Source organism: Acidovorax sp. SRB_24 (assembly GCF_012931925.1).
The window spans coordinates 39,689-62,380 of record NZ_MWOM01000021.1 but is presented as its reverse complement, the minus strand read 5'-3'; the positions used below and the strand labels follow the sequence as shown (position 1 = coordinate 62,380).

At 69.4% G+C, this 22,692-nt stretch carries 25 protein-coding genes; 9 read left to right on the top strand and 16 right to left on the bottom strand.

Annotation, left to right across the window (positions count from 1 at the left end):
- On the top strand, nt 1-402 hold a 402-nt coding region (locus tag B2J89_RS09860; RefSeq protein WP_205763771.1), incomplete at its 5' end, for a Smr/MutS family protein.
- A gap of 23 nt (nt 403-425) precedes the next feature.
- Here the strand turns inward: B2J89_RS09860 and B2J89_RS09855 are convergent.
- Entirely contained in the window at nt 426-1,967 is a 1,542-nt protein-coding gene (locus tag B2J89_RS09855) for a triacylglycerol lipase (RefSeq protein ID WP_169168906.1), read from the bottom strand.
- A 308-nt stretch (nt 1,968-2,275) separates the two neighbouring features.
- On the opposite strand from B2J89_RS09855, the gene B2J89_RS09850 reads away from it, so the two are divergent.
- Genes B2J89_RS09850 through B2J89_RS09835 form a run of 4 tightly spaced genes read left to right on the top strand, consistent with a single transcriptional unit; the run spans nt 2,276 to nt 4,236 of the window.
- Nucleotides 2,276-2,728 carry a CBS domain-containing protein gene (locus B2J89_RS09850; RefSeq protein WP_169168905.1) on the top strand — a complete coding sequence of 151 codons (453 nt, stop codon included), beginning with the start codon at nt 2,276-2,278 and terminating at the stop codon, nt 2,726-2,728.
- A gap of 10 nt (nt 2,729-2,738) precedes the next feature.
- Entirely contained in the window at nt 2,739-3,131 is a 393-nt protein-coding gene (sdhC, locus tag B2J89_RS09845) for a succinate dehydrogenase, cytochrome b556 subunit (protein ID WP_169168904.1), read from the top strand.
- Between the two features lie 17 nt (nt 3,132-3,148).
- Nucleotides 3,149-3,466 (top strand): succinate dehydrogenase, hydrophobic membrane anchor protein, encoded by a 318-nt coding sequence (gene sdhD / locus B2J89_RS09840; RefSeq protein WP_205763770.1) that lies wholly within the window; start codon nt 3,149-3,151, stop codon nt 3,464-3,466.
- A 32-nt stretch (nt 3,467-3,498) separates the two neighbouring features.
- Nucleotides 3,499-4,236, top strand: coding sequence for a succinate dehydrogenase iron-sulfur subunit (locus tag B2J89_RS09835; RefSeq protein WP_169168902.1), 738 nt, complete (start codon nt 3,499-3,501; stop codon nt 4,234-4,236).
- A gap of 36 nt (nt 4,237-4,272) precedes the next feature.
- Here B2J89_RS09835 and B2J89_RS09830 read toward each other — a convergent pair whose 3' ends face one another.
- The 3 genes from B2J89_RS09830 to B2J89_RS22735 form a co-directional block, all read right to left on the bottom strand.
- Nucleotides 4,273-5,361: a M48 family metalloprotease gene (locus tag B2J89_RS09830; RefSeq protein WP_169168901.1), complete on the bottom strand. Its 1,089-nt coding sequence runs from the start codon at nt 5,359-5,361 to the stop codon at nt 4,273-4,275.
- Between the two features lie 26 nt (nt 5,362-5,387).
- On the bottom strand, nt 5,388-5,981 hold the full coding sequence (locus B2J89_RS09825; RefSeq protein ID WP_169168900.1) for a LemA family protein: 594 nt from the start codon (nt 5,979-5,981) through the stop codon (nt 5,388-5,390).
- Between the two features lie 166 nt (nt 5,982-6,147).
- Nucleotides 6,148-6,933 (bottom strand): helix-turn-helix transcriptional regulator, encoded by a 786-nt coding sequence (locus B2J89_RS22735; protein ID WP_240964815.1) that lies wholly within the window; start codon nt 6,931-6,933, stop codon nt 6,148-6,150.
- Between the two features lie 144 nt (nt 6,934-7,077).
- Here B2J89_RS22735 and B2J89_RS09815 point away from each other — a divergent pair, with 144 nt between their 5' ends.
- Complete coding sequence (locus B2J89_RS09815) at nt 7,078-7,743, top strand: hypothetical protein (protein ID WP_240964814.1); 666 nt, start codon at nt 7,078-7,080, stop codon at nt 7,741-7,743.
- 32 nt (nt 7,744-7,775) lie between these two features.
- A complete protein-coding gene (locus B2J89_RS09810; RefSeq protein WP_169168899.1) occupies nt 7,776-7,994 on the top strand; it encodes a DUF1059 domain-containing protein in 219 nt (72 codons plus the stop codon).
- A gap of 98 nt (nt 7,995-8,092) precedes the next feature.
- On the opposite strand, the gene B2J89_RS09805 is transcribed toward B2J89_RS09810, so the two are convergent.
- Nucleotides 8,093-8,509 carry a group II truncated hemoglobin gene (locus B2J89_RS09805; protein ID WP_169168898.1) on the bottom strand — a complete coding sequence of 139 codons (417 nt, stop codon included), beginning with the start codon at nt 8,507-8,509 and terminating at the stop codon, nt 8,093-8,095.
- A 218-nt stretch (nt 8,510-8,727) separates the two neighbouring features.
- Between B2J89_RS09805 and B2J89_RS09800 the strand changes: the two genes are divergently transcribed.
- Nucleotides 8,728-9,078 (top strand): hypothetical protein, encoded by a 351-nt coding sequence (locus B2J89_RS09800; protein ID WP_169168897.1) that lies wholly within the window; start codon nt 8,728-8,730, stop codon nt 9,076-9,078.
- A 29-nt stretch (nt 9,079-9,107) separates the two neighbouring features.
- On the opposite strand, the gene B2J89_RS09795 is transcribed toward B2J89_RS09800, so the two are convergent.
- The 6 genes from B2J89_RS09795 to B2J89_RS09770 form a co-directional block, all read right to left on the bottom strand.
- Nucleotides 9,108-11,627 carry an ABC transporter permease gene (locus B2J89_RS09795; protein WP_169168896.1) on the bottom strand — a complete coding sequence of 840 codons (2,520 nt, stop codon included), beginning with the start codon at nt 11,625-11,627 and terminating at the stop codon, nt 9,108-9,110.
- Between the two features lie 158 nt (nt 11,628-11,785).
- Nucleotides 11,786-12,355, bottom strand: coding sequence for an S-(hydroxymethyl)glutathione synthase (gene gfa / locus B2J89_RS09790; RefSeq protein WP_169168895.1), 570 nt, complete (start codon nt 12,353-12,355; stop codon nt 11,786-11,788).
- 116 nt (nt 12,356-12,471) lie between these two features.
- A complete protein-coding gene (locus B2J89_RS09785; RefSeq protein WP_169168894.1) occupies nt 12,472-13,863 on the bottom strand; it encodes an FAD-binding oxidoreductase in 1,392 nt (463 codons plus the stop codon).
- Entirely contained in the window at nt 13,863-15,008 is a 1,146-nt protein-coding gene (gene hisC / locus B2J89_RS09780; RefSeq protein WP_169168893.1) for a histidinol-phosphate transaminase, read from the bottom strand. The genes B2J89_RS09785 and hisC overlap by 1 nt, the downstream gene beginning before the upstream one ends.
- A 26-nt stretch (nt 15,009-15,034) precedes the next feature.
- Nucleotides 15,035-16,168, bottom strand: a complete 1,134-nt coding sequence (locus B2J89_RS09775; protein ID WP_169168892.1) for a 2Fe-2S iron-sulfur cluster-binding protein — start codon at nt 16,166-16,168, stop codon at nt 15,035-15,037.
- Nucleotides 16,165-17,217: an aromatic ring-hydroxylating dioxygenase subunit alpha gene (locus B2J89_RS09770; RefSeq protein ID WP_169168891.1), complete on the bottom strand. Its 1,053-nt coding sequence runs from the start codon at nt 17,215-17,217 to the stop codon at nt 16,165-16,167. Before B2J89_RS09770 ends, B2J89_RS09775 begins: the two co-directional genes overlap by 4 nt.
- 153 nt (nt 17,218-17,370) lie before the next feature.
- Between B2J89_RS09770 and B2J89_RS09765 the strand changes: the two genes are divergently transcribed.
- On the top strand, nt 17,371-18,351 hold the full coding sequence (locus tag B2J89_RS09765; RefSeq protein ID WP_169168890.1) for a LysR substrate-binding domain-containing protein: 981 nt from the start codon (nt 17,371-17,373) through the stop codon (nt 18,349-18,351).
- A gap of 55 nt (nt 18,352-18,406) precedes the next feature.
- Here B2J89_RS09765 and hutC read toward each other — a convergent pair whose 3' ends face one another.
- From hutC to B2J89_RS09740, 5 genes are all read right to left on the bottom strand, one after another.
- On the bottom strand, nt 18,407-19,300 hold the full coding sequence (gene hutC / locus B2J89_RS09760; RefSeq protein ID WP_240964812.1) for a histidine utilization repressor: 894 nt from the start codon (nt 19,298-19,300) through the stop codon (nt 18,407-18,409).
- Nucleotides 19,300-20,091: an amino acid ABC transporter ATP-binding protein gene (locus B2J89_RS09755; protein ID WP_169168889.1), complete on the bottom strand. Its 792-nt coding sequence runs from the start codon at nt 20,089-20,091 to the stop codon at nt 19,300-19,302. The genes hutC and B2J89_RS09755 overlap by 1 nt, the downstream gene beginning before the upstream one ends.
- Nucleotides 20,092-20,180: 89 nt before the next feature.
- Nucleotides 20,181-20,849, bottom strand: coding sequence for an amino acid ABC transporter permease (locus B2J89_RS09750; RefSeq protein WP_169168888.1), 669 nt, complete (start codon nt 20,847-20,849; stop codon nt 20,181-20,183).
- Nucleotides 20,846-21,490 carry an amino acid ABC transporter permease gene (locus B2J89_RS09745; protein WP_169168887.1) on the bottom strand — a complete coding sequence of 215 codons (645 nt, stop codon included), beginning with the start codon at nt 21,488-21,490 and terminating at the stop codon, nt 20,846-20,848. The genes B2J89_RS09750 and B2J89_RS09745 overlap by 4 nt, the downstream gene beginning before the upstream one ends.
- A gap of 83 nt (nt 21,491-21,573) precedes the next feature.
- A complete protein-coding gene (locus tag B2J89_RS09740) occupies nt 21,574-22,398 on the bottom strand; it encodes a transporter substrate-binding domain-containing protein (protein ID WP_169168886.1) in 825 nt (274 codons plus the stop codon).
- Nucleotides 22,399-22,692 lie beyond the last annotated feature (294 nt).

Here is a 22,692-nt window from a genome sequence, read left to right as displayed (position 1 = left end):
GAATCGATCAGCGACGACTTTGACGTCAGCACCCTGCTCGACACCGACGACCAGCTCAGCTACCGGCGCCCGGGCATCGGCGTAGAGGTCACACGGCGCCTACGCTCGGGCCACTGGAGCATCCAGCGCCAGCTCGACCTGCACGGCCTGCGCGTCGACGAAGCGCGCGAGGCGCTGGGCCAGTTCATCCGCCAGGCGCACAAGACCGGCCTGCGCTGCGTGCGCGTGGTGCATGGCAAGGGCCTGGGTTCGCCCGGTCGGGCGCCGGTGCTCAAGGGCCGCGTGCAGCGCTGGCTGGTGCAGAAGAACGAGGTGCTGGCCTTCGTGCAGGCGCGCCCGGCCGAGGGCGGCGCCGGTGCGCTGGTGGTGCTGCTGCAGCCCGCGGGGCCGCGCAGCGATTGATGCGTGGGCGCAGGCCGCGCCCTCTAGCTGCGCCCGCTGCCCGCCCCCACCAGCACGGCGCCCTGCGTGTCGGGGTCCAGGGCGATGCGCTGTACATCGAGCCGCAGCCGCGCCTTGAAGCCCTTTTGCGACGCCAGCGCGATCCAGTAGTGCGTGCCATCCCACTCGGCCAGCGTGCCCTGCGCCTCGCTCCAGCGCTCGTCGGTGCGCAGGCAGCGCACGTTCCAGCCATCCGCGGTCGGCGTGGCGCGGAGGGTGAGCGTGTCGCGGAACAGGTATTCGCCCTCGACATGCTGGTCGAGCCACAGCTTGCGGTCGATGGTGTAGCCCGTGGTCGAGACGGCCAGCTCCAGGCTGAACACCACCGTGCGTCCGACCGTGACCTTGGACGTGTCGAGAAACACCGAAAACAGCACCGGCGAGCGCGGGGCGTCCAGCCCGGCCTTGCCCACGCGCAGCAGCTCATCGAAGCTGCGCAGGACGGCGCTGAAGGTGTCGCAGCGGCGCTCGCTCAGCGCGTAATCGTTGGCGCCGCGTGGCGCCACCGTGGCCTCGAAGTAGTACGAGGCGCGCACCTCGCGGCCTGCGTCCTTGGCCTTTTGCACCGAGGGTGGCAGCGGCAGCGCATCGACCTCGAGCACGCCGTCGACGCGCAGGTCGCCGAACAGGAAGCGCACCAGGTTCTGGTAGCCCTCTTCCGAGTTGACCACGCCGTACGGCCCGCTGTGGCTGCGGTAGGCAAAGGCGCGCGGCGCGCCCTGCACCGCGGCGTTCTCGATGTGGACCAAGCCATCGCTCATCTCGCCGGCCAGCGCGCGCGACAGGCCCAGCGCGACCGCGTAGTCGCGCGAATTGGTGCCGACGAAACAGAAAAAGCGCTGTGGGTCGAACTTGCCGCCGAGCGAGTCGACGCGTTCGCTGCCGAAGGGCAGGTCCAGGTAATTGGCCATGACCTTGCGGTTGAAATTGTTCATGTCCCAGAAGCTCAGCACCGCCGGCACCTGCAGGCCGGCCATCTCGATGCCGTTGTGCGGCGTGGCGTAGGTGAACACCTTGGCCACCAGCGCGCGTTCTTCGGGGGTACTGACGGCGTCGTTCTGCAGGAAGCAGCGGCACACCAGCCCGCCCATCGAATGCGCGACCAGGTGCACCTTGAACTGGGCCAGCGCCTCGGCGTCCACGCCGCAGACCTGTCCGCGCAGCTGGTGGATGAGGTCGCGCAGCCCCTCTGCGGCGGCCACGATGGACAGCGCCTTGCCGTCGCCCAGGTCGCGGTCGGCGCTGTCGTAATAGCGGTAGATGACCACGCTGCGCGCGGGCACCGGGCCGACGATCTCGGCGCCGTTTTCGTAGATGTCGCGGTAGCCGCAGTCCTTCATCAGCCGCACCAGCGGCGACTCGAACACATGCCGGCGCACCTGGGCGTCCCAGGCCTGGCGCAGCTTGGTCGCGCCGACGTTGAAGCCCATGTAGGGCGAGGAGACCGCATCGGCGATTTCGGCCGGCGTCATCGCGTAGCCACGCACGTAGATGATCGGAAAGTACGGCGCGGGCAGTGTGGCCATGGCGTGGACTCCGGCAGGCTCGATGGCCGGATTCAATGCCGCGGTGGGGGAAAAGTCAAACCTGCGGGTGCGGCCGGCGCAGCAGGCCAGCAGTCAGGCCACGGCGCCTTATCTAAGCGGCAAAAATGCCCGCAACGCTTTACCAGCATGTGCTTATAGCTATGGTTTTTGATTTATCTCTGCGGCAATCCCGAGGTCACTCACGGTGACGCACGCGAATGGCATCCCCACACTGCGCCCCTGCCAGGGCCCGCCTCCTTGCTTTTATCGGGGTGGCTCCTACACTGGCCCACACAGGAGGCGCTCGGATGAACACCCTGCGGGTCACCAGCCTGGCGGCCACGGCGCGATCGCGGCTCGCCACGGTCACGCTCAAGGCGCCGCTGTTGCAGGCGGCGCGGCTTTTGTCCCACACCCATATCGGCCTGGTGGTGGTCTGCCAGCCCGACGGCACGGTGGCGGGCGTCGTCAGCCAAACCGACGTCCTGCGGCAGATCGGCCACTGCGCGGGCCAGGCCTGCCAGACGCTGGCCTGCGACATCATGACCGCCGACGCCATCTGCTGCCGCCCCGACGAGTGGCTGGCCGACGTGCTGGCGCGGATGGAGCAGCGCGGCCTGGTCCACGTGCCGGTCCTGGACGCCGATCGCCGGCCCATTGGCGTCGTCAATGCGCGCGACGCGCTGCGGGCGCTGGTGCAGGCCGGTGAGTACGAAGAATCGCTGCTGCGCGAGTATGTGATGGGCATCGGCTACCACTGAAAGGCATGCCATGCGTCCCCCTTCCCTGATACCCCGAAAGCGGCCGCTGTTCCTGAACCTGGCGCAGATCGCCATGCCGGTGGGCGCGGTCACCTCGATCTGCCACCGCCTCAGCGGCGTGCTGCTGGCGGCGGGCGTGCCGGCGGCGCTGTACCTGCTGGGGCGCTCGCTCGATGGCGAGGCCGGTTTTGCCCAGGTGGCAGGCGTGTTGCGCCAGCCCTGGGCCAAAGCCTGGCTGGTGGCGCTGGCCTGGGCGCTGGCGCACCATGCGCTGGCCGGCGTGCGGCACCTGCTCACCGACGTCAACGCCGGCTCCACGCTGGGCGCCGCGCGCCGCAGCGCCTGGGGCGTAAACCTGGCGGCGCTGGCGGTGGCGCTGCTCGCCCTGGGGGCGGTGCGGTGAAGCGCGGGCCCACCGGCTTGCTGGCCTGGCTCGTGCAGCGCGCCAGTGCGCTGTACCTGCTGCTGTTCTTGCTGTTCGTGCTGGTCTCGCTGTGGCGCCAGCCCGTGCACCACCACGCCGACTGGGCGCAGTGGCTGGCACGCCCGGGCCTGCGCGTGGCGTTGGCCGTGTTCTTTGTAGCGCTGCTGGCGCACCTGTGGGTGGGGTTGCGCGATGTGCTGCTCGACTACGCGCGGCCGGTGCGCCTGCGCCCCTGGCTGCTCGCCGCGCTCGCGGCGGGGCTGTGCGGCCTGGCACTGTGGGCGGCGGCGATCGTGCTGCGCATGCCGGCCTGAACCGCTGCACCGCCATCCCTGGAGAGACCGCCATGCGCTTTTCCATTTCCCGCTATGACCCCGACCGGGACGACCAGCCCTGGCTGCAGCACGTCGACATCGCACTGGCCGACGGCGACCGCATGCTGCTCGATGTGCTGCTGCGCATCAAGGCGCTAGACCCGAGCCTGTCGCTGCGCAAGTCCTGTCGCGAGGGTGTGTGCGGCTCGGACGCAATGAACATCAACGGCAGGAACGGTCTGGCCTGCATCACGCGCGTGCGTGATCTGCAGGAGCCCGTGGTGCTGCGGCCGCTGCCGGGCTTCCCGATCATCCGCGACCTGATCGTGGACATGACGCAGTTCTTCCGGCAGTACCACTCGATCCGCCCCTACCTGGTCAACGACGAACCGCCGCCAGAGAAAGAGCGCCTGCAGTCGCCGCGCGAACGCGAGCGCCTCAATGGCGCGTACGAGTGCATTCTGTGCGCGTGCTGCAGCAGCCAGTGCCCGTCGTTCTGGTGGAATCCGGACACGTTCGTCGGACCCGCCGGCCTGATCCAGGCCTACCGCTTCATCTTCGACAGCCGCGACCGGGCCACCAAGGGGCGGCTGGACGACCTGAACGATGCCTACCGGCTGTTTCGCTGCCGCACCATCATGAACTGCGCGGAGGTCTGCCCCAAAGGGCTGGAGCCCTCGCACGCGATCGAGAGGGTGCGGCTCAAGATGCTCAACAAAGACGGCGACGGTGGCGCGCTGCCCACGCATGCGGTGCGTCCTATCCGCTGAGCAGCGCGCGCAGAACACCGCACCACGCCGGGGCCGCTACAGCCGCGCAAACGGATCGAGCAGTGCCGCCAGCGGCGGCGCGCCGGCCTGGGCATTGGCCGGCGCAGCGCCGTGCGTGCCGACGGGCTCGGGCGCCGCAGGCACGCGCACCAGCGGCAGCGGCGCCATGCGCCGGCCATAGATGCGCTGCACGCGCGCCTGCAGCGTGGGATGGGTGTCGAGCCGGCGCTCGAGCGCGCTGCCACCGGGCACATCGACCAGCAGCAAGTGCTGCACCGCCGGGTGCGCGAGGCCACTGCGCCCGGCGCCGGCGGGTGCGCTTTGGCGCTGCGCCATGACCTTGCGCAGCACGCCGCCGAGGCCGTCGCGGCTGCGCGTCCACTGCACGGCGCGCGCGTCGGCCAGGTACTCGCGCTGGCGCGAGACGGCGGCCTTCAGGAGGCGCCCGGTGAGCCAGCCCGCAAAGCCCGCGCCCATGACGGCCGAGCCGAACCACCAGGCCAGGCCCCCGCGCTCGCGCATCTCGTCGCCAAAGTTGCTGACGAGTTCGAGGCCGAACACCATGCCGGCCAGCCGCATCTTCAGGCGCGTGTCGCCCTCGTGCAGGTGGGAGAGCTCGTGCGCCACCATGCCTTGCAATTCCTCGTGCGTGAGGTAGTCGAGCGCGCCCTGCGTGACCGCGACGATGGCGTCGGACGCGTCCCAGCCTGCGGCAAAGGCGTTGATGGCGTCGGCGCGCGGCAGCACCATGGCCCGCGGGCGCGGCATGTGGGCGGCAATGCACAGCTCATCGACGATATTGCACAGGCGCTGCTCGGCGTGCGAGACGGACGGCCGCGCCTCGCGCGCGCCCATGCGGGCGGCGAACCGGGCGCCACCGGCGCGCAGGTTCGACGTTTCAAGCCACCAGCCGCCCAGCACCAGCAGCAGCGACACGCCCACATTGGCCACCAGAAAGCCGGCCGGCTCGGGCAGGTGCCCAGGCAGCAGCAGCGCCATCAGCCACCAGGCCAGCGCCAGCGCGGCGTGCACGGCCACCAGCAGCAGCACGACAGCCAGGGCAAAGGCGCACAGCAGGCGGCGCGTCTCCACGCGCGCGTCGTGCTGGCGGTCCCAGAACTTCATCGGCGCGCGTCAGCGAACGCCGCCGCTCAGAACTGCACCCGCGGCGCGGCGCGCTCGGCCTCGCTGCGCGTGGCCTCGAGCATGGGCGCGGGCGCAAAACCCAGCAGGCGCGCCACGATGAGCGTGGGGAACTGCGCGGCGTCGTTGTTGAATTCGAGCACCCCGTCGTTGTAGGCCTGGCGTGCAAAGCCCAGCCGGTTCTCGGTGCTGGTGAGCTCTTCGGACAGCGAGCGCATGGTGGCGTCGGCTTTCAGGTCGGGGTAGCTCTCGGCCACCGCCATCAGGCGGCCCAGGCTGCCGCCCAGCGCGCCTTCGGCCATGGCCAGGGCGCCTAGGCGCGCCGCGCTGGTGGGCGCGGAGCGCGCCGCAGCGGCCGCCCCCTGCGCGAGGCCCCGCGCCTGGACCACGGCTTCGAGCGTGGCCGCCTCGTGCTGCAGGTAGCCGCGCGCCACTTCGACCAGGTTGGGCACCAGATCATGGCGGCGCTTGAGCTGCACGTCGATCTGGCCGAAGGCGTTGGCGATGCGGTTGTGCAACTGCACGAGCCGGTTGTAGGCCGCGATGGCCCACACCGCCGCCGCGGCCACCCCCACCGCGATCATCCCTGCTGTCATCGACATGGCTGCTCCCTCTGGATGTTTTTGTGGGCGCATCTTAACGGGCAGGGCCATGCCCGGGCGGGCAATATATGGTCTTTTCGGGCTCCAGCCCTGATGGGGATTGCGCCAGGAGCTCCTACTTCGTGAGCATTGCGGACCGCCAGGTCCCCCCTGCCACGCCACCTGTTCACGCGCTGCTCGGGCTGGCGTGGGCGCGCATCACCGCCGCGGTGCGCGTCTCCACGCCCAGCTTCACATAGACATGCTCCAGGTGCTTTTGCACGGTGCGCGGGCTGATGGCCAGCAGGGCCGCAATCTCGGCATCGGTCTTGCCGCAGGCGAGCCACTGCATCACCTGGCCTTCGCGCAGGGTCAGCCCGCCGACGCTGCACGGTTCGGGGGCCCGCGCCCCCGGCCCCGGTGCGGGCGGCGCGGTGCCCGGCAGCGCGGCGCCACGCTGGCAGGCGTGGCGGTACAAAAAGGCCAGGTGCGGGCGCAGCAGAGCGAGCCGCTCACGGTCGCGCCCGTCAAACCCCTGCCCGTGCCGCTGCAATTCCACGCTGACCCGCGTCTGCCGGCTGCGGAACAAGGGCACGGCGATGGCGTATTCCCCGGCGCCGCTGCCGCAGCCAGGCAAGGGGCCGCGCTGCAACGCGAACGGTCCGACTCCGGCGCACATGCCCGGTGCCACCGCCCCTTCGACGCCATGCCGGGGCGCCCGCCGCTGCCCCCAAAAAGGCCCGTCGGAGCTGGCCAGCCCATCGGCACCCAGGCACCCGCCCGGCAGGCCGACCGCTTCGCAGCGGCCGGTGGCCCGGTCGCAGACCGACAGCGTCGTCCGCTCCGCGGCGATGTAGTCGTGCAGCGCCAGCACCACCGCGCGCGCAAAACCCTCGGCATCGCCCGCCTGCGCCTCGATGCGCGCGAGCAACCGCAGCGCGCTGGCGTAGTCGTGTCGGGTGAGGTGGTTCATGGTGCGCACCAGAGGCCATGGGTACGCAATGCTGCGTATTGGTGCTTTGCCCGGGCACCCGCAGCATGCGGCTGTGGGCAGTCTGTTCCGCTGCAGTATAGGAAGCGCTTGCGGCCCATGCAAGCGCAGCGCCAGGAGAAAAACATGGCCATCCACGAGGAAAAGCTCCACCACTTCATGGGCCCATTCGTGCAGGATTTCGGCGCCGTGAGGCACGGCGCAACCGTCGTCGTCGGCGACCCGCGGGACCTGCACCAGGCCCTGGCCGAGGGACCCGCCACGGCCGAAGAACTGGCCCGGCGCAGCCCGACCGACGTACGCTGCCGGCGCGAATGGCTGTCGGCCCGGGCAGCGAGTCGTTGCGTTTGTTACGACCCCGCAAGCCAGCGCTTTGAGCTCAGCGAAGAACAGGCCTGTGCGCCGGCCGAAGAAGGCAGCCCGGCGTTCCTTCCCGGCGCCTTCCAGATCGCGATCGACCCGTACGAGTGCATCACCAAGATGGTGCAGGCCATGCGCACCGGCCTGGGCGCGGGCTACGGGTTCCATGTCCCGCAAAGCCTCAAGCCCGACGCCAGCGGGAGGGTCATCGGGCCTTTCGCCGACGACCAGATCGACGACAAGCTGACCCCGGTCGGCCGGGTGGTTCTCTCCGCCTCGGCCTTCATCTGCACGCCCGCTTCACGCGCGCAGGAGGTGGGGCTGTGCCTGGGCGCGCAGGACGGCGAGGCCCGCATGCGGGACGTTGGTCACGCAAGGCGGCTTCCCGCATTGCCGGCGCGCCACCCAGACGCCGTTCAACCTGGTCAATGAAGCACGCCCCTGACGACAAGAAAGGAACTGCCATGTCACGCCAATACATCGATTGCCGCGAATACCCGAGCACCATGAACTGCAGTGTGGCGCTGTCGGCCGACAGCAAAGAAGAGCTGCTCGAAGCCGCCGTGCAGCACGCGACCACGGTGCACGGCCACACCGATTCACCCGACCTGCGCAAACAGCTCAGTTCGATGTTCAAAGAGGGTACGCCGCCGCTGAAAGCCGAGCAGCGCAGCGCCGCGTGAGGCCCAGCCGTTTGGGCATGAAATTGGGCCTTGGCCCAATAGGGCTCAGCGCTGAAAGCTATGCTTTCTGAAGCCCCCTGCGCACTGCGCGCAGGGGCTTATTGGCCGCGGTTGCGCATCCAATCGGCCGTTTTCATGAAGCTCTCGCGCAGGCGGGTGCGCAGTGCGGTGGGCACACCGGTGTCGCCCATGGCCTGGTCCATGCACGCGACCCACTGGTCGCGCTCGCGGATGCCGATCGAAAACGGCATGTGGCGCATGCGCAGGCGCGGGTGGCCGAAGCGGCTTTCGTAGTGGTCGGGGCCGCCCAGCCAACCGCAGAGGAACCAGAACAGCTTCTGGCGTGCCTCTTGCAGCGTGCTGCCGTGGGCGGCGCGCAGTTCGGTGTAGGCGGGGTCGAGTTCCATGAGGTCGTAGAAGCGCTCGACCAGAGCGTGCACACGCTCCTCCCCGCCGATCGCGGCGTAGGGGGTTTCAAGGGCCGCATCGGCGGGCTGCTTGTCTTCGGTTGGCATCGGAAATGGGGTGAAAAGGTGTTGCGGAGAAGCGGTGCCCGGCCTGCGGGGCCCGGCACAGCAGATGCGCGTCATACCACCGCCGTGGATTCCGGCGGTGGGGCTGCATGGAACGCGAACTTTACGCGCTGCGCCGCTGTATCGGGCCCGTCTCCACTGAACCGCAGGGAGGGATTTTCGTTCTAACGTGCATCCTGACCAAAGACCGGAAAGCTACCATGACCCACTTCCTGAAAGGCACGGCGAAACGCTTGACATTTTCGCTGCTGGCACTGTCCGCTTTGGGCGGCTGCGCGGTCTATGGGACCGCCCCTGGCCCCTACACCTACTACGGCACCGACGCCAACGGCCAAGCCATCTATGCGGCCCCTTACGCGACCGCGCCCGTGTACACCGCACCGTACTACACCGCCCCGTATTACTACGGCCCAGCGTACGTAGGGCCGCCCCTCTCGCTCAACTTCGGCTTCGGCTACTGGAGTGGCGGTGGCCGCGGTGGTGGCCGGGGCGGTTTCCATGGCGGCGGCGGCCGCGGTGGTGGCGGCCGTGGTGGGGGCGGTCGCCACTGAGGCCCACCGCTCGCGCTTGCCGCGAAGCCCTACTCTGCGGCGCGGCGCAGCGTGTCCACCACCGGCGTGTTGAGCACGGCGCGCAGGCCCCACCAGCCGGCCAGCAGGGCCAGCACGGCACCGGCCAGCGCGCCCAGCAGCGGCACCCAGGGTGAGGCCGTCCAGCGGAAGTCGAACACATAGCGCGCCAGCGCCCAGCCCACGCAGACAGCCACGCAGCTGGCCAGGAAGCCCGCCAGCAGGCCGACGCCCGCGAGTTCGGCACGCTGCACCTGGCGCAGCAGGCTGGCGCGTGCGCCCAGCGCCCGCATGATGGCGTACTCGCGCGTGCGCTCCTCGCGCGTGGCGGTGACGGCGGCGAACAGCACCACCAAGCCGGCGGCCAAAGTGAAACCGAACAGGAACTCGACCGCGCGGATCACTTGGTCGAGCACGCCCTGCACCTGGGCCAGCGTGGCGCCCATGTCCACGCTGGTGATGTTGGGAAACTGGTGCACCAGCGCATTGTCGAAACCTGCCGTGGTGGGCGCCCGGTAGGCGGCCAGGTAGGTCACGGCCACACCGTCCAGGTGGTCGACGGGGTACATCGCAAAGAAATTGGCACGCATCGATCCCCAGTCCACCTTGCGCAGGCTGGTGATGCGGGCCTCGTTCTGCACCCCGCCGATGTCAAAGCGCAGGCGATCGCCCAACTTCAATCCGAGGGTCTGGGCAATGCCTTCCTCGAGGCTGATCGCGTCTTTCTCCTCGGGCATCCAGCGGCCCGCCACGAGCTGGTTGTGCGGCGGCTGCTGGGCAGCGGTGGACAGGTTGAATTCGCGGTCCACCAGGCGCCGGGCCCGGTCTTCGCTGTAGCTGTCGGGGCCCACGGTCCGGCCGTTCACGGCCACCAGGCGGCCGCGGATCATGGGGTACCAGTCGTAGTCGCGCACGCCCGCGTCCTGCAGCGCCTTCTGGAAGGCCGCGGCCTGGTCGGGCTGCACGTTGATGACGAAGCGGTTCGGCGCGTCGGGCGGCGTGGCCTGGCGCCAGCTGGCGATCAGGTCGGTGCGCAGCAGCACCAGCAGCGCCAGCGCCAACAGGCCCACGGCCAAGCTGCTGACCTGCACGACGGCATAGGCCGGGCGCGCCGAGACCTGCCGCGTCGCCAGCACCAGCCAGCGCGGGGCCGTGGCCTCGTTGACGGCGCCGCGCAGCAGTTTCACGGTCACCCAGGCCAGGGCGGCGAACAGCGCCACCGCACCGGCGAATCCCCCCACGGCGATCAGGCCGAGCTTCAGGTCGCTGCTCACCGCCAGAAGCAGCGCGGCAAAACCGGCCACGCCCAGGCCCAGCACGGCCAGCGACGCCGGCCGCAGCGCCCCCACCTCGCGCCGGATCACGCGCAGCGGCGGCACCTGCGCCAGCTGCAGCACCGGCGGCAGGCCAAAGGCCAGCAGCAGCGTCAGCCCCACGCCCAGGCCCAGCGCCACGGGCCACAGGCTGGCCGCGGGCAGGGCCGATTCGACCAGGCCGGCGAGCAGCAGCACGAACAGGTAATGCACGCCAAAGCCCAGCGCCACGCCCAGCGCGCTGGCGCACAGGCCGACCAGCGCGAATTCGACGCCGTAGCTCCAGGCAATGGTGCGCTGGCTCTGGCCGAGCACGCGCAGCATGGCCGAGGCGTCGAGGTGGCTCGCGGCAAAGCCGCGTGCGGCCAGCGCCACGGCCACGGCCGACAGCAGCGCGGCCAGCAGCGCCACGAGGTTGAGGAATTTTTGCGCACGGTCCAGCGTCTGCTGCATTTCCGGGCGGCCGCTCTCGAGCGACTCCAGGCGCACGCCGTGGATTTCGGGTTTTTTGACTTCGCGCTCGGCCCAGGCGCTGAACTGCTGCACGGCGCGTGCCGGCCCGGCCACAGCGAAACGGTAGGTCAGGCGGCTGGCGGGTTGCACCAGGCCGGTGGCGGGCAGGTCGGCTGCGTTGACCATGGCGCGCGGTGCGAAGCTCATGAAGCCGGCACCGCGGTCGGGCTCGAGGACGATGGTGCGCGCGATGCGCAGCTGCGCGTCGCCCAGCAGCAGCATGTCGCCCATGCGCACGCCTAGCGATTCGAGCAGCGGCGCATCCACCCAGACCTCGCCGCGCGCCGGAATGTCGCGCGTCGTGTACGCGGCCGCGCCCGGCGCGTTGGCCACCTTGAGGCTGCCGCGCAGCGGGTAGCCGCTTGGCACGCTCTTGAGCGCGACCAGCTTGGCGGCGCCGCCCTGCGCCTCGCTGGCCCGGCCCATGGTCGGAAAACCCACGGTGGTGGCGGTCTGCAAGCCCAGCGCCCGGGCGCGCTCGACCAGGGCGGCGGGCGTGGGCAGGTCGCTGGCGACGACGGCGTCGCCGCCGAGCAGCTGCAGGGCATCGCGCTGCAGCCCTCCCTGCAGGCGGTCGGCAAAGAAGCCCACCGAGGTGAGCGCCGCCACCGCCAGCGTGACGGCCACCATCAGCAGGCGCAGCTCGCCCGCGCGCAGGTCGCGCCACAGCGTGCGCCAGCCCAGTCGTACAAAATCCAGGTTCATCGGCGCCACCTTAGCGCAAATGCGCGCCGGCCTCGGGCCGGTGGACGGACCACCCCGGTGCGCCAAGGGCACCACCGCTGGCGCGGGCGCGCCGGGCATCGACCGCAGTGGCGGCCCGCCGACGCCCCGCCTGCGCTGGGGCGTCGGCCTGCGCCTTGTCAGGCGTGCCGGGACTGGGCCACGTGCGTGGCGATGGCGTCCATCAGCGGTGGCGACAGGCAGTCGTAGGGTTCCAGCCCGGCATCGCGCAGCTGCTGGCGGATGCCGCCCATGCGCTCGGGCGGTGTGCCGGTTTCAATGACCGAAGACACAAAGGCCGCGAACTCGGGCGCGGCCCAGCCGGCGTCGCTGGACAGCTCGGTGTGGATGAAATCGAGCCCATGGAACGGATGCGCCGGGTTTTCGATGCGCCCGAACATGTGCACGCCGCAGACCTTGCAGGCATGGCGCTGGATGGTGGCCTGCGGGTCGACGACCTGCAGCTTTTCGGCATGCGCGGTCACCCGCAGCGACTTGCGTGGCACCACGCCGACGACCGAGAAGATCGCGCCGGACGGCTTCCAGCACTTGCTGCACCCGCAGGCGTGGTTGTGCGCGACCTGCATGTCCACGCGCACCTGCACCAGATCGTGCATGCAGTGGCACTGCAGCGTTCCGCCGCCGAAGCCGGCGGCGGGCTGGTGGGGCGGGGTCCGGCCGATGGCCGGGTGCAAATTCGCAGAGTTCATGGGTGTCTCCTGATGTTTACTATTGATTAAATAGCTGTCAGCGCTTGCCCAGTAAGCGCTGGAGCCCGATTTGGCTTCAAACTCCGCAGAGCACCCGGCCAAAGCCCGGTCCCGTGTCAGGCGGCCGGCAGCACCTTGCCCGGGTTGAGCAGGTTGTCGGGGTCGAGCAGGCGCTTGATGTGCGCCATGGTCGCGAGCTTGACGGGGTCGAGGGTGTCGAACATGGCGCCGATGCGCTTGGAGCCCACGCCGTGCTCGGCCGAGAACGAACCGCCCAGGGCGCGCAAGGGGCCATACAGCACGGCTTCGATCTGCGTGGACAGCGCGGGCGGCAGCGGCCCGGGGCGGTTAAGCACGATGTGCACATTGCCGTCGGCCAAGTGGCCGAACAGATAGGGCGCCAGGGACGGGTCGATGGCGGCCAGGCCGCGCTGCACCTGCTCCACGTACCCGTCCAGGCGCGCAAGCGGCACCGACACGTCGTACGACGGCGCGCCCGGATGCGCCCGGTACAGGAGGTCGGTATCTTCGCGCAGGCGCCACAACTCGCGCTCCTGGCGCGCCGAACTGGCGACGATGCCCGTGGCGTCGGGGTGGTGCGCGAGCACTTTTTCGAACAGCCCCTCGAAGGCTTCCTGCAGCACCGCTTCCTCGGCGCCGCCCAGCGACAGCAGCACATAAATAGGCTGGTCGAGCTCCATGCCGGGCTCACGCCACTGCAGCCCTTCGGCGGTGAGGCGGATATAGCCCTGCCACAGCGCCTCCGCGGCGCGCAGGTGGCCCGCACCGACGTCCAGCGCCCAGCGGATCGCCTGCAGCGTGGCGGCCACCGAGGGCAGTCCCAGCAAGGCGGTGGCGGTGGCGTCGGGCACGGGGTCGAGCTTGAGCACCACGCGCGTCACGATGCCCAGGCTCCCTTCGGCACCGATCAGCAAGTGCTTGAGGTCGTAGCCGGCCGAGTTCTTGACCACCTGCGTGAGGTCGCTGTAGACCGAGCCGTCGGCCAGCACGGCTTCGAGGCCCAGCACGCGGTGGCGCATGACGCCGTTGCGAAACGCCATGATGCCGCCGGCGTTGGTGGAGACCATGCCGGCGATCGTGGCCGAGCCGCGCGCGGGGATGTCGATGCCGGGCTCCAGCCGCTCGAGCGCCGCAGCCTCCTGCAGCGCCTCCAGCGTGGCGCCGCCCTGCACCACCGCAATGCGGCTGACCGGGTCGAGCAGCTCGATGGCCTGCATGCGCGCCAGCGACACGATCAATTCGCCCGGCTGCGAGATGGCCCCGCCGACCAGTCCGGTGCGCCCGCCCTGCGGCACGATGGGCACGCGGTGCTGGCCGCACAGCCGCACCACCGCCGCCACCTCGGCCGTGCTGGCGGGCAGCACCACCACGCCGGCGGCCAGGTTGTCAGGGTGCCAGCCCGGGTCCATGGCCTGCACCTCAGCACCGGTGCGCACCTGGGCGCTGCCGACGATGGCGCCCAAGGCCGCGAGAAATTCCGCGTGCATCAGGCGCTCACCCGGGCGAACTGGCGGATCTGCGCGAGCGCGGCCATCAGCCGGTCGTTCTCTGCCGGGCTGCCGATGGTGGCGCGGATGAAGCGTTCGTAGCCCGGCTCGCGCCAGGCCTTGACGATGATGCCGTGCTGGCGCAGCAGCGTGTCGGCCACGTCGGCGCTGCTCTGCCCGGCATCGAAAAACAGGAAGTTGGTTTGCGACGGCGCCACGCGCAGGCCCAGCGCCCGCAGCCCTGTGGCCACGCGCTCGCGCTCGCTGCGCAGCCGGCCCATGGACGCGTGCATCCAGGCCTCGTCCGCCAGCGCGGCCAGCGCAGCGGCCTGGGCCGCGGCGTTGACATTGAACGGCGTCTTGGCCGCCGTGAGTACGCGCGCGATCTCGGGGTGCGAGCACACGGCATAGCCCACGCGCAGGCCGGCCAGGCCGTAGGCCTTCGAGAAGGTGCGCAGCACCACATGGGCGACGCCGCTGGCGCGCAGCACCTCGATGCCGTTGGGCGCGCCGGGGTCGGCGAACTCGAAATACGCCTCGTCGAGCACCAGCAGCGTGCCGGGCCGCACGGCTGCGATGACGCGCTGCAGCGCCGCGTGGTCCAGCGCCGGGCCGACCGGGTTCCAGGGCGACGACAAAAACGCCACCTGGGGCCGCCGCGCCAGTGCGCGCTCCAGGCCTCCCAGGTCAAAGCCGAGCTCGGGGGTCATCGCCACCTTGACGACCTCGGCACCGGCGGCCAGCGGCTCGATCTCGTGCAGGCCGAAACTGGGCACCACGGTCAGCGCCGTGGCGCCCGGGGTCAAGAGCGCACGCGCAATCGCGGCAATCATCTCTTCGGAGCCGTTGCCGACCACGACCTGCTGCGCGTCACAGGCGAGCTTGTGCGCCAGGGCGGCACGCAGGGCGGTGCAGGCCGGATCGGCATAGCGCCAGGGCTCGTATGCGGCAGACGCCAACGCCTTCATGACCGCCGGCGAGCAGCCCTCGGGGTTTTCGTTGCTGGCCAGCCGGGCAATGTCGTGCTGGCCGCTGAGGGCGCGCGCCACCTCCACGTTCATGCCGGCGTTGTAGGGCGGCAGGGCCGCGACATGGGGATTGAAGCGCAGGCCGTGCGGTGCGTTGTCGGAAGCGGGGTGGTTCATGGGGACAGTCCGGAAAGGGTCAAAGATCAAAGGTCGAGCACCAGGTTGCCCTGGGGTCGGGCGCAGCAGATCAGCACCTGCCCGGCGCCGGGGTCGTCAAGCGGCTCTTCGAAGTAGCTCACCTCGCCGTCGACCAGGCCGGTCTTGCAGGTGCCGCACACGCCGGCGCGGCAGCTGAACTCGGGCGCCAGGCCGTGGCTTTCGGCAAACGACAGCAGCGACTCGGTGCCGTCGGCCCAGCGGGCGCTGCGGCCGCTTTGGCGAAAGGTGACGGTGATGGCGCCGTCTGCCGCGGCGCCAGCGGCGGGTGTGGTGGGCGGCGCTGGCGCGGCGGCGGCCGGCACCGGCGCGGCCCTTGCCACGGCCCCGTCGGGCTCCAGCACGGTCGCCGGGCCGAAGAACTCGTAGGCGATGCGCTCTTTGGCCACGCCGAGGCTGCGCACCAGCCGGAACACCGCCTGCATGAAAGGCGGCGGCCCGCACAGGTAGAACGCGTAGTCGTCCAGCGGCAGCAGGCGCTGCAGCAGCTCGCGCGTGACCACGCCCTCGGCTTGGTGGCGCTTGGCTGCGCGGTCGGCCTCGGTGGGGAAACGGTAGACGAAATGCGCGTCGATGCCGGGCCGCGAGGCCGCCAGCGCGCGCACCTCGTCGCCGAGCGCGTGCACCTCGCCGTTGTCGCAGGCGTGGATGAAGACGGCGCGCCGGTCGCTCTGCTCGGCCAGCGCGTGCAGCATCGACACCATCGGCGTCAGCCCCACACCGCCCGAGAGCAGCACCACGGGGCGCGCACTCGTGCGGTCCAGGTGGAAGTCGCCGCGCGGGCCGTCGGCCATCAGTGTGTCGCCCACCGCCACGGTGTCGTGCAGGTGGCATGACCCCAGGCCGTCGGGAAGGCCGGGGTGGGGCGCCGCTTCGCGCTTGACCGAGATGCGGTAGCGCCCCGGGTGGCCGGGGGCGCACGAGACGCTGTAGGTGCGCAGCACATGGCCGCGCTCGTTGTCGGCCGGAAAGCGGAAGACCAGGAACTGCCCCGGTTCAAAGGCGCGCCAACCGCCGGGCTCGGCTGGCGCCAGGTGAAACGACGTGATGGTGCTGCTCTCGCGGACCTTGTCGATCACCTTCAGCGGGCGAAAGCCGCGCGCGGCGCAAGAGGGGTTCATGCCGTTTCTGCCACGGCCGGCTGGGCGGCCTGCGCGCGCTCGGCCTCGATCAGCTGCGCGAGCCGGCGGCGAAAGCGCAGCGGTCCGACATCGATCTTCAAATCGATATTGGGCGAGGTCTTTTCGGCCAGCCCCTGGTGCACGGCCTGCAGGATGACCCGGTCTTCCTCGAACGCGCCGCGCACCGAGGTGGCGAACTGGCGCGAGACTTCGGCGTCGTCGGGCGCGAAGTTGCGCATCTGGAACCAGTAGTACTTGGTGGTGTTCTCGTCGATCGGCGTCATGAAGTTGTAGCTGTCCATGATGAACACGTCCTCATGCAGCGGCTGGCCTTCGCCGCCCGTTCCGGCCGGGGTGAAGATGGCCTTGATGAGGGCGTGGCTGGGGTAGCGCACTTCGTACTGCTGCTTGCGGTCGCAGCGGCCCTTGAACTTGAGGAAGGGCGCGTAAAACGGCGCAGGGTCCACGTCGTTCATCCAGCGCCACACGGTCACGCCGCTGTCCGCCACGGTGGTCTGCAGCGGCGTGTCTTCGCAGGCCGCGCTGGCGAACGAGCTCTGGTGCACCCAGGCGACGTGCGTGGGGTCCAGCAGGTTGTCGGTCATGTAGAGGTAGTTGCACGCGATCTCCATGCCGTCGCCCTGGTTCATGCCCCAGGCCGGGTCGCCCCAGTGCTCGACCGCAAAGATCGTGTCGGAATCGGCCAAGGCCGCATCGCCCATCCAGATCCACAGCAGGCCGTAGCGCACCGCCATCGGGTACGAGCGCACGCGGGCGCCCGGAGGCGGCCGGTCGGTGGCCGGAGCCCGGGTGCAGCTGCCCGAGCAGTCGAACATCATGCCGTGGTAGCCGCACTCGATCTCGTCGCCCTTGATGCGGCCCATGGACAGCGGCAGCTTGCGGTGCGGGCAGGCGTCTTCGAGCGCCGCGACCTGCCCGTCGGTCTTGCGAAACAGCACGATTTTCTCGTTCAGGACCTTGACGGGAACGGGCTTGTCGGCAACGTCGTTTTCCCGGGCTGCGACGTACCAGGCATTGCGTAAAAACATGGCGGATTTCCTCTCTGCAAAAGCGGATTGCGGTGCCACACCATAGCCAATGCCACCGCCTGCAACAAGCGAATTGATCTGCGTTCTTCTTTAGAAAAGCTAAACTCAATGCTGTGTTCAAAAAGCCGTGCCGCCATGCGCTCTTCGCCCGCCATGCCCCCTCAGCAACTGCCGCCCTTGCGCGCCCTGCAGGCCTTCGAGGCCGTGGCGCGCACCGGCAGCGTGATGGCTGCCGCGCTGGAGATGGGCGTGTCGGCCGGCGCCGTGAGCCAGCAGGTGCGCAAACTCGAAGAACTGCTCGATTTGCGCCTGTTCGAGCGGCGCGGCAAAGGCATGGAGTTGTCGACCTGGGGACGGCTCTACCACAAGGAGCTGGGCACGGCATTCGACCGCCTGCGTGCCGCGCAGCAAAGCCTGTGGCGGCTGCGCACCGAAAGCGGCCTGACGGTGAGCTGCCTGTCCTCGGTGGCCAGCAAGTGGCTGGGCACGCTGCTGTTTGACTGGCAGGCGGCGCATGCGGGCGCCCGGCTGCGCCTGGTGGGCGCCGAGCGCGAGCCCGATCTGCAGGGCGGCGAAACCGACTTTCGCATCTCGTACGGCGAACAGTCGCGCCACCATGCGCACCACGCCGAGCTGTTCACCGACTGGGTGGTGCCGGCGTGTGCGCCGGATTTGCTGGCGTCGCACACGGTGCGCACGCCGGCCGAACTGCTCGACCTGCCGCTGATCGGCATCGACTGGGAACGCGTGCACCGGCCCCCGCCCAACTGGGCCGACTGGGCGCGCAGCGCAGGCATGGACGGCGGCGGTGCGGTCGACAGCTCGCTGACCTTTTCTCTCTCCAGCGCCGCCATCGATGCCGCGCTGGCCGGCCGGGGTTTGGTGCTGGCACCGATCGCGATGATCACCGGCGACCTCGCGGAGCGGCGCCTGGTCCTGCCGTTCGACCACCGCCTGCAGCTGCCCCAGCCCTACTTCCTGGCCTGGGACCGCGCCGCGCTGAACAAACCCTTTGGCCGCGAGTTCCAGCAGTGGGTGATGGCCGCGGGACGGCGGCAGGCCGGGCTTTCCTCCGGGGATATTCCGCTGAGCCGGCTCAAGGCCGGCCCCGGGCACCGCCTCGCCAGCGAATAGACCGTCCCGCCGGCAAGGCGGAAGGCTGCCCCCGGTGCTTCAGCGCCGGCTGCGCTCAGACGGCGTTGCTGCCAGCGTTGGCCGCCTTGCCCTCCTTGGTGGGCGAGAAATGCGCGACCAGTTCGTGCTCTTCGCCCGGATAGGCCAGCCGCACAAACGTCACCGGGCTCTCTCCCGTCCAGGTGCGGCGCTGGATGATCAGGCACGGCGAACCGGGCGCCACCCGCAGCAGAGCCGCCATGCCGGCATCGGACGCGCCGGCGCGGATGCGGTGCTCCGCCGAGGTCCAGGGCACATGGCTGACCAGCCAGGCGCCGGGCGGCTCGTCCTGGAAGGATTCACTGCCGGCCTGCGGCACGGCAGCCAGGTTGATCAGCCGGTGTTCGAGGCAGAACGGCAGCGGTCCCGCGTAGTGCAGGCTGCGCAGCTCCAGCACCGGCCCGGCCTTGTCCAGTTCCAGCGCGTCCATGTCGGCACGCAGGCTGCGCCGCTTTTTGAGGCCGATCAGCTCGTAGCGGTAAGGCTGGCCCAGCGCCAGCACTTCGGCGCGGATGTCGTGGATTTCGAGCACCGCCGAGCGCGAATGCGAGCGCATCACAAAGCTGCCCGCCTTGCGCCGCCGCTCGACCATGTTGGCGCGCGCCAGTTGCGTCAGCACCTTGTTGACGGTCATGCGCGAGCACTGGTAAATGTCCGTCAGCTCGTGCTCGGAGGGAATACGGTGCCCGGGCGGCCATTCGCCGCTCAGGATGCGCTGCTCGATGTCGCTCAGGATGCGCTGGTGCAGCGACCCTGTGGCGGCCGGCCCCGCTGCCGGCGCTTTGGCCGGCACCGCCGCCGCAGCCTTGCCTGCGGCCTTGACGGCGGCTGGGGCTGCAGCCTTGGGCGGCATCTTGGAGGACGCGCCAGAGGTCGCGTCGGGTCGGGAGGGCTTGGCGTCCAGGGTCATCAGACAAGCATAGCTGCACCGCGGTCCAGGTAGGTGTCGAGGAACTGGTCCAGGCGCGCGTGGCGCGGCTTGCCAAACACCTGCTGCGGACTGCCTTCGAGCAGCAGCCTGCCCTGATCGAGAAAGGCGATCTTGGCGCCAACCGACGCGGCAAAGCCGATCTCGTGCGAGACCACCACCATGGTCATGCCATCTTCGGCGAGCGCCCGCATCACATTGAGCACCTCCCCCGTGAGTTCGGGGTCGAGCGACGACGTGGGCTCGTCAAACAGCATGATCTGCGGCTCGAGGGCCAGCGCCCGCGCAATCGCCACACGCTGCTGCTGCCCGCCCGAGAGTTGCGACGGGTAGTGGTCGGCCCGGGCCTCGAGGCCGACCTTCCTGAGCTGCGCCATGGCGCGCTCCTCGGCCTCGGCGCGCGGCACGCCGCGCACGGTCTTGAGCGCCTCGCTGACATTGCCCAGCGCCGTCATGTGCGGCCACAGGTTGAACTGCTGAAAGCACATGCCGATGGTGGAGCGCACTGCGCGGATGCGCTCGGGGCTCAGGCGCACGCGCTGGCCATCGGCACCTGGCTCGAAACCCAGCGGCTGCCCGTTGACCAGAATGGACCCGGCCGTGGTTTCTTCGAGAAACGCCATGCAGCGCAGTAGCGTGCTCTTGCCCGAGCCCGAGGGGCCGATCAGGCACGTCACCTGACCGGCCTCGATGTCCAGGTCGATGCCGTGCAGCACCTCCACGGGACCAAAGCTTTTGCTCACCCCTCGGACTGAAATGGCATGCGCGGTCATGGCGGTCCTCCGGGGGGCCTCAGCGGCAGGTGAAGTCTTGGCGCCTGGAGTCGCCACAGGGAAGGCGGAACGGTGGGTGAGGGTATCGGTCATGGGTTGGTAAATCCAAATCGGGAAAGGCGGGCTTCGGCCATGCGGCCCAGACTGCCGCACACTTCGACCAAGGCCCAGTAAAAGCAAGCGAGCAGAAACATCGCTTCGACGAAGGCGTATTTCTCCGAACCCAGGGAACCCACCTGGAAGGTCAGCTCCGGCACGGTGATGATGGACAGCACCGCGGTTTCCTTCAGCAGCACAATCACCATGTTGACGGCCGGCGGCAACACCAGCATGGTCATCTCGGGCACCAGGATGCGCTGGACGATCTGCACACGGCTCAGCCCCAGGCACTCGCCTGCCTCGATGTGGCCGCGCGGCACGGCTTCAAAGCCGGCACGGAAAATCTCGCTGAAATACGCCGCGCCATACACCGCCAGGCCCAGCAGGCCCGCAGGCACGGGCTCCATCGACAGGCCGATGAAGGGGCCGCCGTAGTACAGCAGAAACAGCTGGATCAGGAATGGCGTGCCGCGGATCAGGTCGACATAGACGCGCAGCGCCGCGTCCAGCGCGGGAGGCCCATAGCGCCGCCCGATGGCCACCACAAAGCCCAGCACAATGGCCGCCAGTGCGCCGCCCAGCCAGATCAGGAAGGTCACGCCGCCCGCATGCAGCAACTCGGGGCCGAACGAAGCGATCAGGTCGACATCGAAGTTCATGCCTTGACTCCCCAGCGGAACGAGCCTTCAAGCCGGCGGGCACCCAGGGCCACCGCGCTGTTGATGACCAGGTAGAGCAGCGCCGCAGCGGCAAACAGCGGCAGCGGCTGGAAGGTGCTGGCCGACAGGTCCTGCGCCATGCGCGTCAACTCGATCACGCCCACCACCGATACCAGCGACGAGGCCTTCAAGATCATGATGGCCTCGTTGGTCAGGGCCGGCAGCGTCATGCGCAGCGCAATCGGCGCGCGGATGCGCCAGAACTGCTGAAAGGGCGTCATGCCCAGCATGTCGGCCGCCTCCAGCAGGCCGCGCGGCACGCTGGCGAAGCCGCCGCGCAGGTTTTCCGCCTGGTAGGCCGCCGTGCACAGCGACAGCCCCACGATGGCAGCGACCATGCTGGGCACGTTCAGCCCCAGCATGGGCAGCAGGTTGTAGATCAGCAGCAGCTGCACCAGGAGGGGCGCGCCGCGAAAAAAGCTCACAAAGGTGCGCCCTGCCAGCGACAGCGCACGGTGGCTGGACTGCATCGCGGCAGACACCACCGTGCCCAGCGCCAGCCCTGCCACGATGGAGGTGCTGCTGATCACAAGGGTCCAGCCGCAGGCCTGCACCAGCAACATGAACAATTTGAAAGACATGGGTCACGCCTCTGCTTCAAAAAATGGAGGAAGGCGACAGGGGGCCGGAAGCCACCCCGCCGCCGTCTCGGGGATCAAACCGTTCAGAAGCTGGGTGCCGGCGCCTGGTCGGGCGTATCGAAGCTCTCGCCGAACCACTTCTTCTGCAGACTGGCCAGGCGGCCGTCGCGCTTCATCTTCAGCAGCGCCGCATCGACCGCGTCGGCCAGCTTGGCCGCATCGGCGTCCTTGCGGCTGATGTAGCCGAAGTAGCTCTTGGCGCCAAACGCGGGCTGCACCACCTCGAAGGTGTCGGGGCGTTGCTGCGCCACATAGGCGATGTTGGGCAGCGAGTTGGACACCGCGGAAATCCGGCCGGCTGCCAGGTCGGCATAGGCCTCGTTGTTGCCGGGGTAGTCGCGCGTCTGGATCTTGCCGGGCAAGGTTTCGCCAAACGTCTTCGCCTGGATCAGCTGGGCGGAGCTCTTGGCCCCGCCCACGATCTTGCCCGACAGGTCGGCCGGTTTCGTGACCGAGGCATCGCCCTTGCGCTTGAGGAACGCCGCCGTGGCTTCGGCCACGGGCACGGAAAAGCGGTAGCGCTCCAGGCGCGCCTTGGTGATGGTGGCCGGGCCGGCCACCATGTCGAACTTGCTCGTCTCCAGCCCGGGCAGCACGCCCTCCCACGGCAACAGCACCCACTCCAGCTTGACACCCAATTCCTTGGCGACCTCGTTGAACAGGTCCACGTTCAGCCCGGCGTGGCTGCCGTCCTTGATGAAGTCAAACGGCGCAAACGCGGTTTCGGTGCCTACCTTCAGCACCCCCGCCTGCTTGACCCGCGCCAGGGAATCCTGCGCGTGGGCGCCGACGCATGCCAGCGCGATGGCCGCAGCGGCAAGGCTCTTGAGAAAGGGACGTTTTGTCATGTTGTCTCCAGGTCTTGTTGGAAAACCGGCCCGCCCTTGCTGGCTGTGCCGCGGGCATCAAGACTGCCAAAATCGAGCCCGTCTTTTATTTGCCTATACATATTAAAGCACCGGTTTTTTTGCCAAGGCATGCGCGTTTACCCGGATTCCGCGGGATGTTTCGATCTTTCCTCACGGTGCCGCCGGTCACGGAACGCAGCGCTGCGGTGGCAGCCGTGGGCGCGTGCGGCGCCGGGCGGCCGTGCAGCTTCGCAGAGATCGCCCACATGCCTCTAAGGGATTTCTCTAGCTTTT

Excerpts from the sequence above, each read along its gene's own strand:
- B2J89_RS09855 (WP_169168906.1), bottom strand. The coding sequence starts at position 1,967 with ATGGCCACACTGCCCGCGCCGTACTTTCCGATCATCTACGTGCGTGGC.
- B2J89_RS09850 (WP_169168905.1), top strand. The coding sequence starts at position 2,276 with ATGAACACCCTGCGGGTCACCAGCCTGGCGGCCACGGCGCGATCGCGG.
- sdhC (WP_169168904.1), top strand. The coding sequence starts at position 2,739 with ATGCGTCCCCCTTCCCTGATACCCCGAAAGCGGCCGCTGTTCCTGAAC.
- B2J89_RS09835 (WP_169168902.1), top strand. The coding sequence starts at position 3,499 with ATGCGCTTTTCCATTTCCCGCTATGACCCCGACCGGGACGACCAGCCC.
- B2J89_RS09830 (WP_169168901.1), bottom strand. The coding sequence starts at position 5,361 with ATGAAGTTCTGGGACCGCCAGCACGACGCGCGCGTGGAGACGCGCCGC.
- B2J89_RS09825 (WP_169168900.1), bottom strand. The coding sequence starts at position 5,981 with ATGTCGATGACAGCAGGGATGATCGCGGTGGGGGTGGCCGCGGCGGCG.
- B2J89_RS22735 (WP_240964815.1), bottom strand. The coding sequence starts at position 6,933 with ATGAACCACCTCACCCGACACGACTACGCCAGCGCGCTGCGGTTGCTC.
- B2J89_RS09815 (WP_240964814.1), top strand. The coding sequence starts at position 7,078 with ATGGCCATCCACGAGGAAAAGCTCCACCACTTCATGGGCCCATTCGTG.
- B2J89_RS09810 (WP_169168899.1), top strand. The coding sequence starts at position 7,776 with ATGTCACGCCAATACATCGATTGCCGCGAATACCCGAGCACCATGAAC.
- B2J89_RS09805 (WP_169168898.1), bottom strand. The coding sequence starts at position 8,509 with ATGCCAACCGAAGACAAGCAGCCCGCCGATGCGGCCCTTGAAACCCCC.
- B2J89_RS09800 (WP_169168897.1), top strand. The coding sequence starts at position 8,728 with ATGACCCACTTCCTGAAAGGCACGGCGAAACGCTTGACATTTTCGCTG.
- B2J89_RS09795 (WP_169168896.1), bottom strand. The coding sequence starts at position 11,627 with ATGAACCTGGATTTTGTACGACTGGGCTGGCGCACGCTGTGGCGCGAC.
- gfa (WP_169168895.1), bottom strand. The coding sequence starts at position 12,355 with ATGAACTCTGCGAATTTGCACCCGGCCATCGGCCGGACCCCGCCCCAC.
- B2J89_RS09785 (WP_169168894.1), bottom strand. The coding sequence starts at position 13,863 with ATGCACGCGGAATTTCTCGCGGCCTTGGGCGCCATCGTCGGCAGCGCC.
- hisC (WP_169168893.1), bottom strand. The coding sequence starts at position 15,008 with ATGAACCACCCCGCTTCCGACAACGCACCGCACGGCCTGCGCTTCAAT.
- B2J89_RS09775 (WP_169168892.1), bottom strand. The coding sequence starts at position 16,168 with ATGAACCCCTCTTGCGCCGCGCGCGGCTTTCGCCCGCTGAAGGTGATC.
- B2J89_RS09770 (WP_169168891.1), bottom strand. The coding sequence starts at position 17,217 with ATGTTTTTACGCAATGCCTGGTACGTCGCAGCCCGGGAAAACGACGTT.
- B2J89_RS09765 (WP_169168890.1), top strand. The coding sequence starts at position 17,371 with ATGCCCCCTCAGCAACTGCCGCCCTTGCGCGCCCTGCAGGCCTTCGAG.
- hutC (WP_240964812.1), bottom strand. The coding sequence starts at position 19,300 with ATGACCCTGGACGCCAAGCCCTCCCGACCCGACGCGACCTCTGGCGCG.
- B2J89_RS09755 (WP_169168889.1), bottom strand. The coding sequence starts at position 20,091 with ATGACCGCGCATGCCATTTCAGTCCGAGGGGTGAGCAAAAGCTTTGGT.
- B2J89_RS09750 (WP_169168888.1), bottom strand. The coding sequence starts at position 20,849 with ATGAACTTCGATGTCGACCTGATCGCTTCGTTCGGCCCCGAGTTGCTG.
- B2J89_RS09745 (WP_169168887.1), bottom strand. The coding sequence starts at position 21,490 with ATGTCTTTCAAATTGTTCATGTTGCTGGTGCAGGCCTGCGGCTGGACC.
- B2J89_RS09740 (WP_169168886.1), bottom strand. The coding sequence starts at position 22,398 with ATGACAAAACGTCCCTTTCTCAAGAGCCTTGCCGCTGCGGCCATCGCG.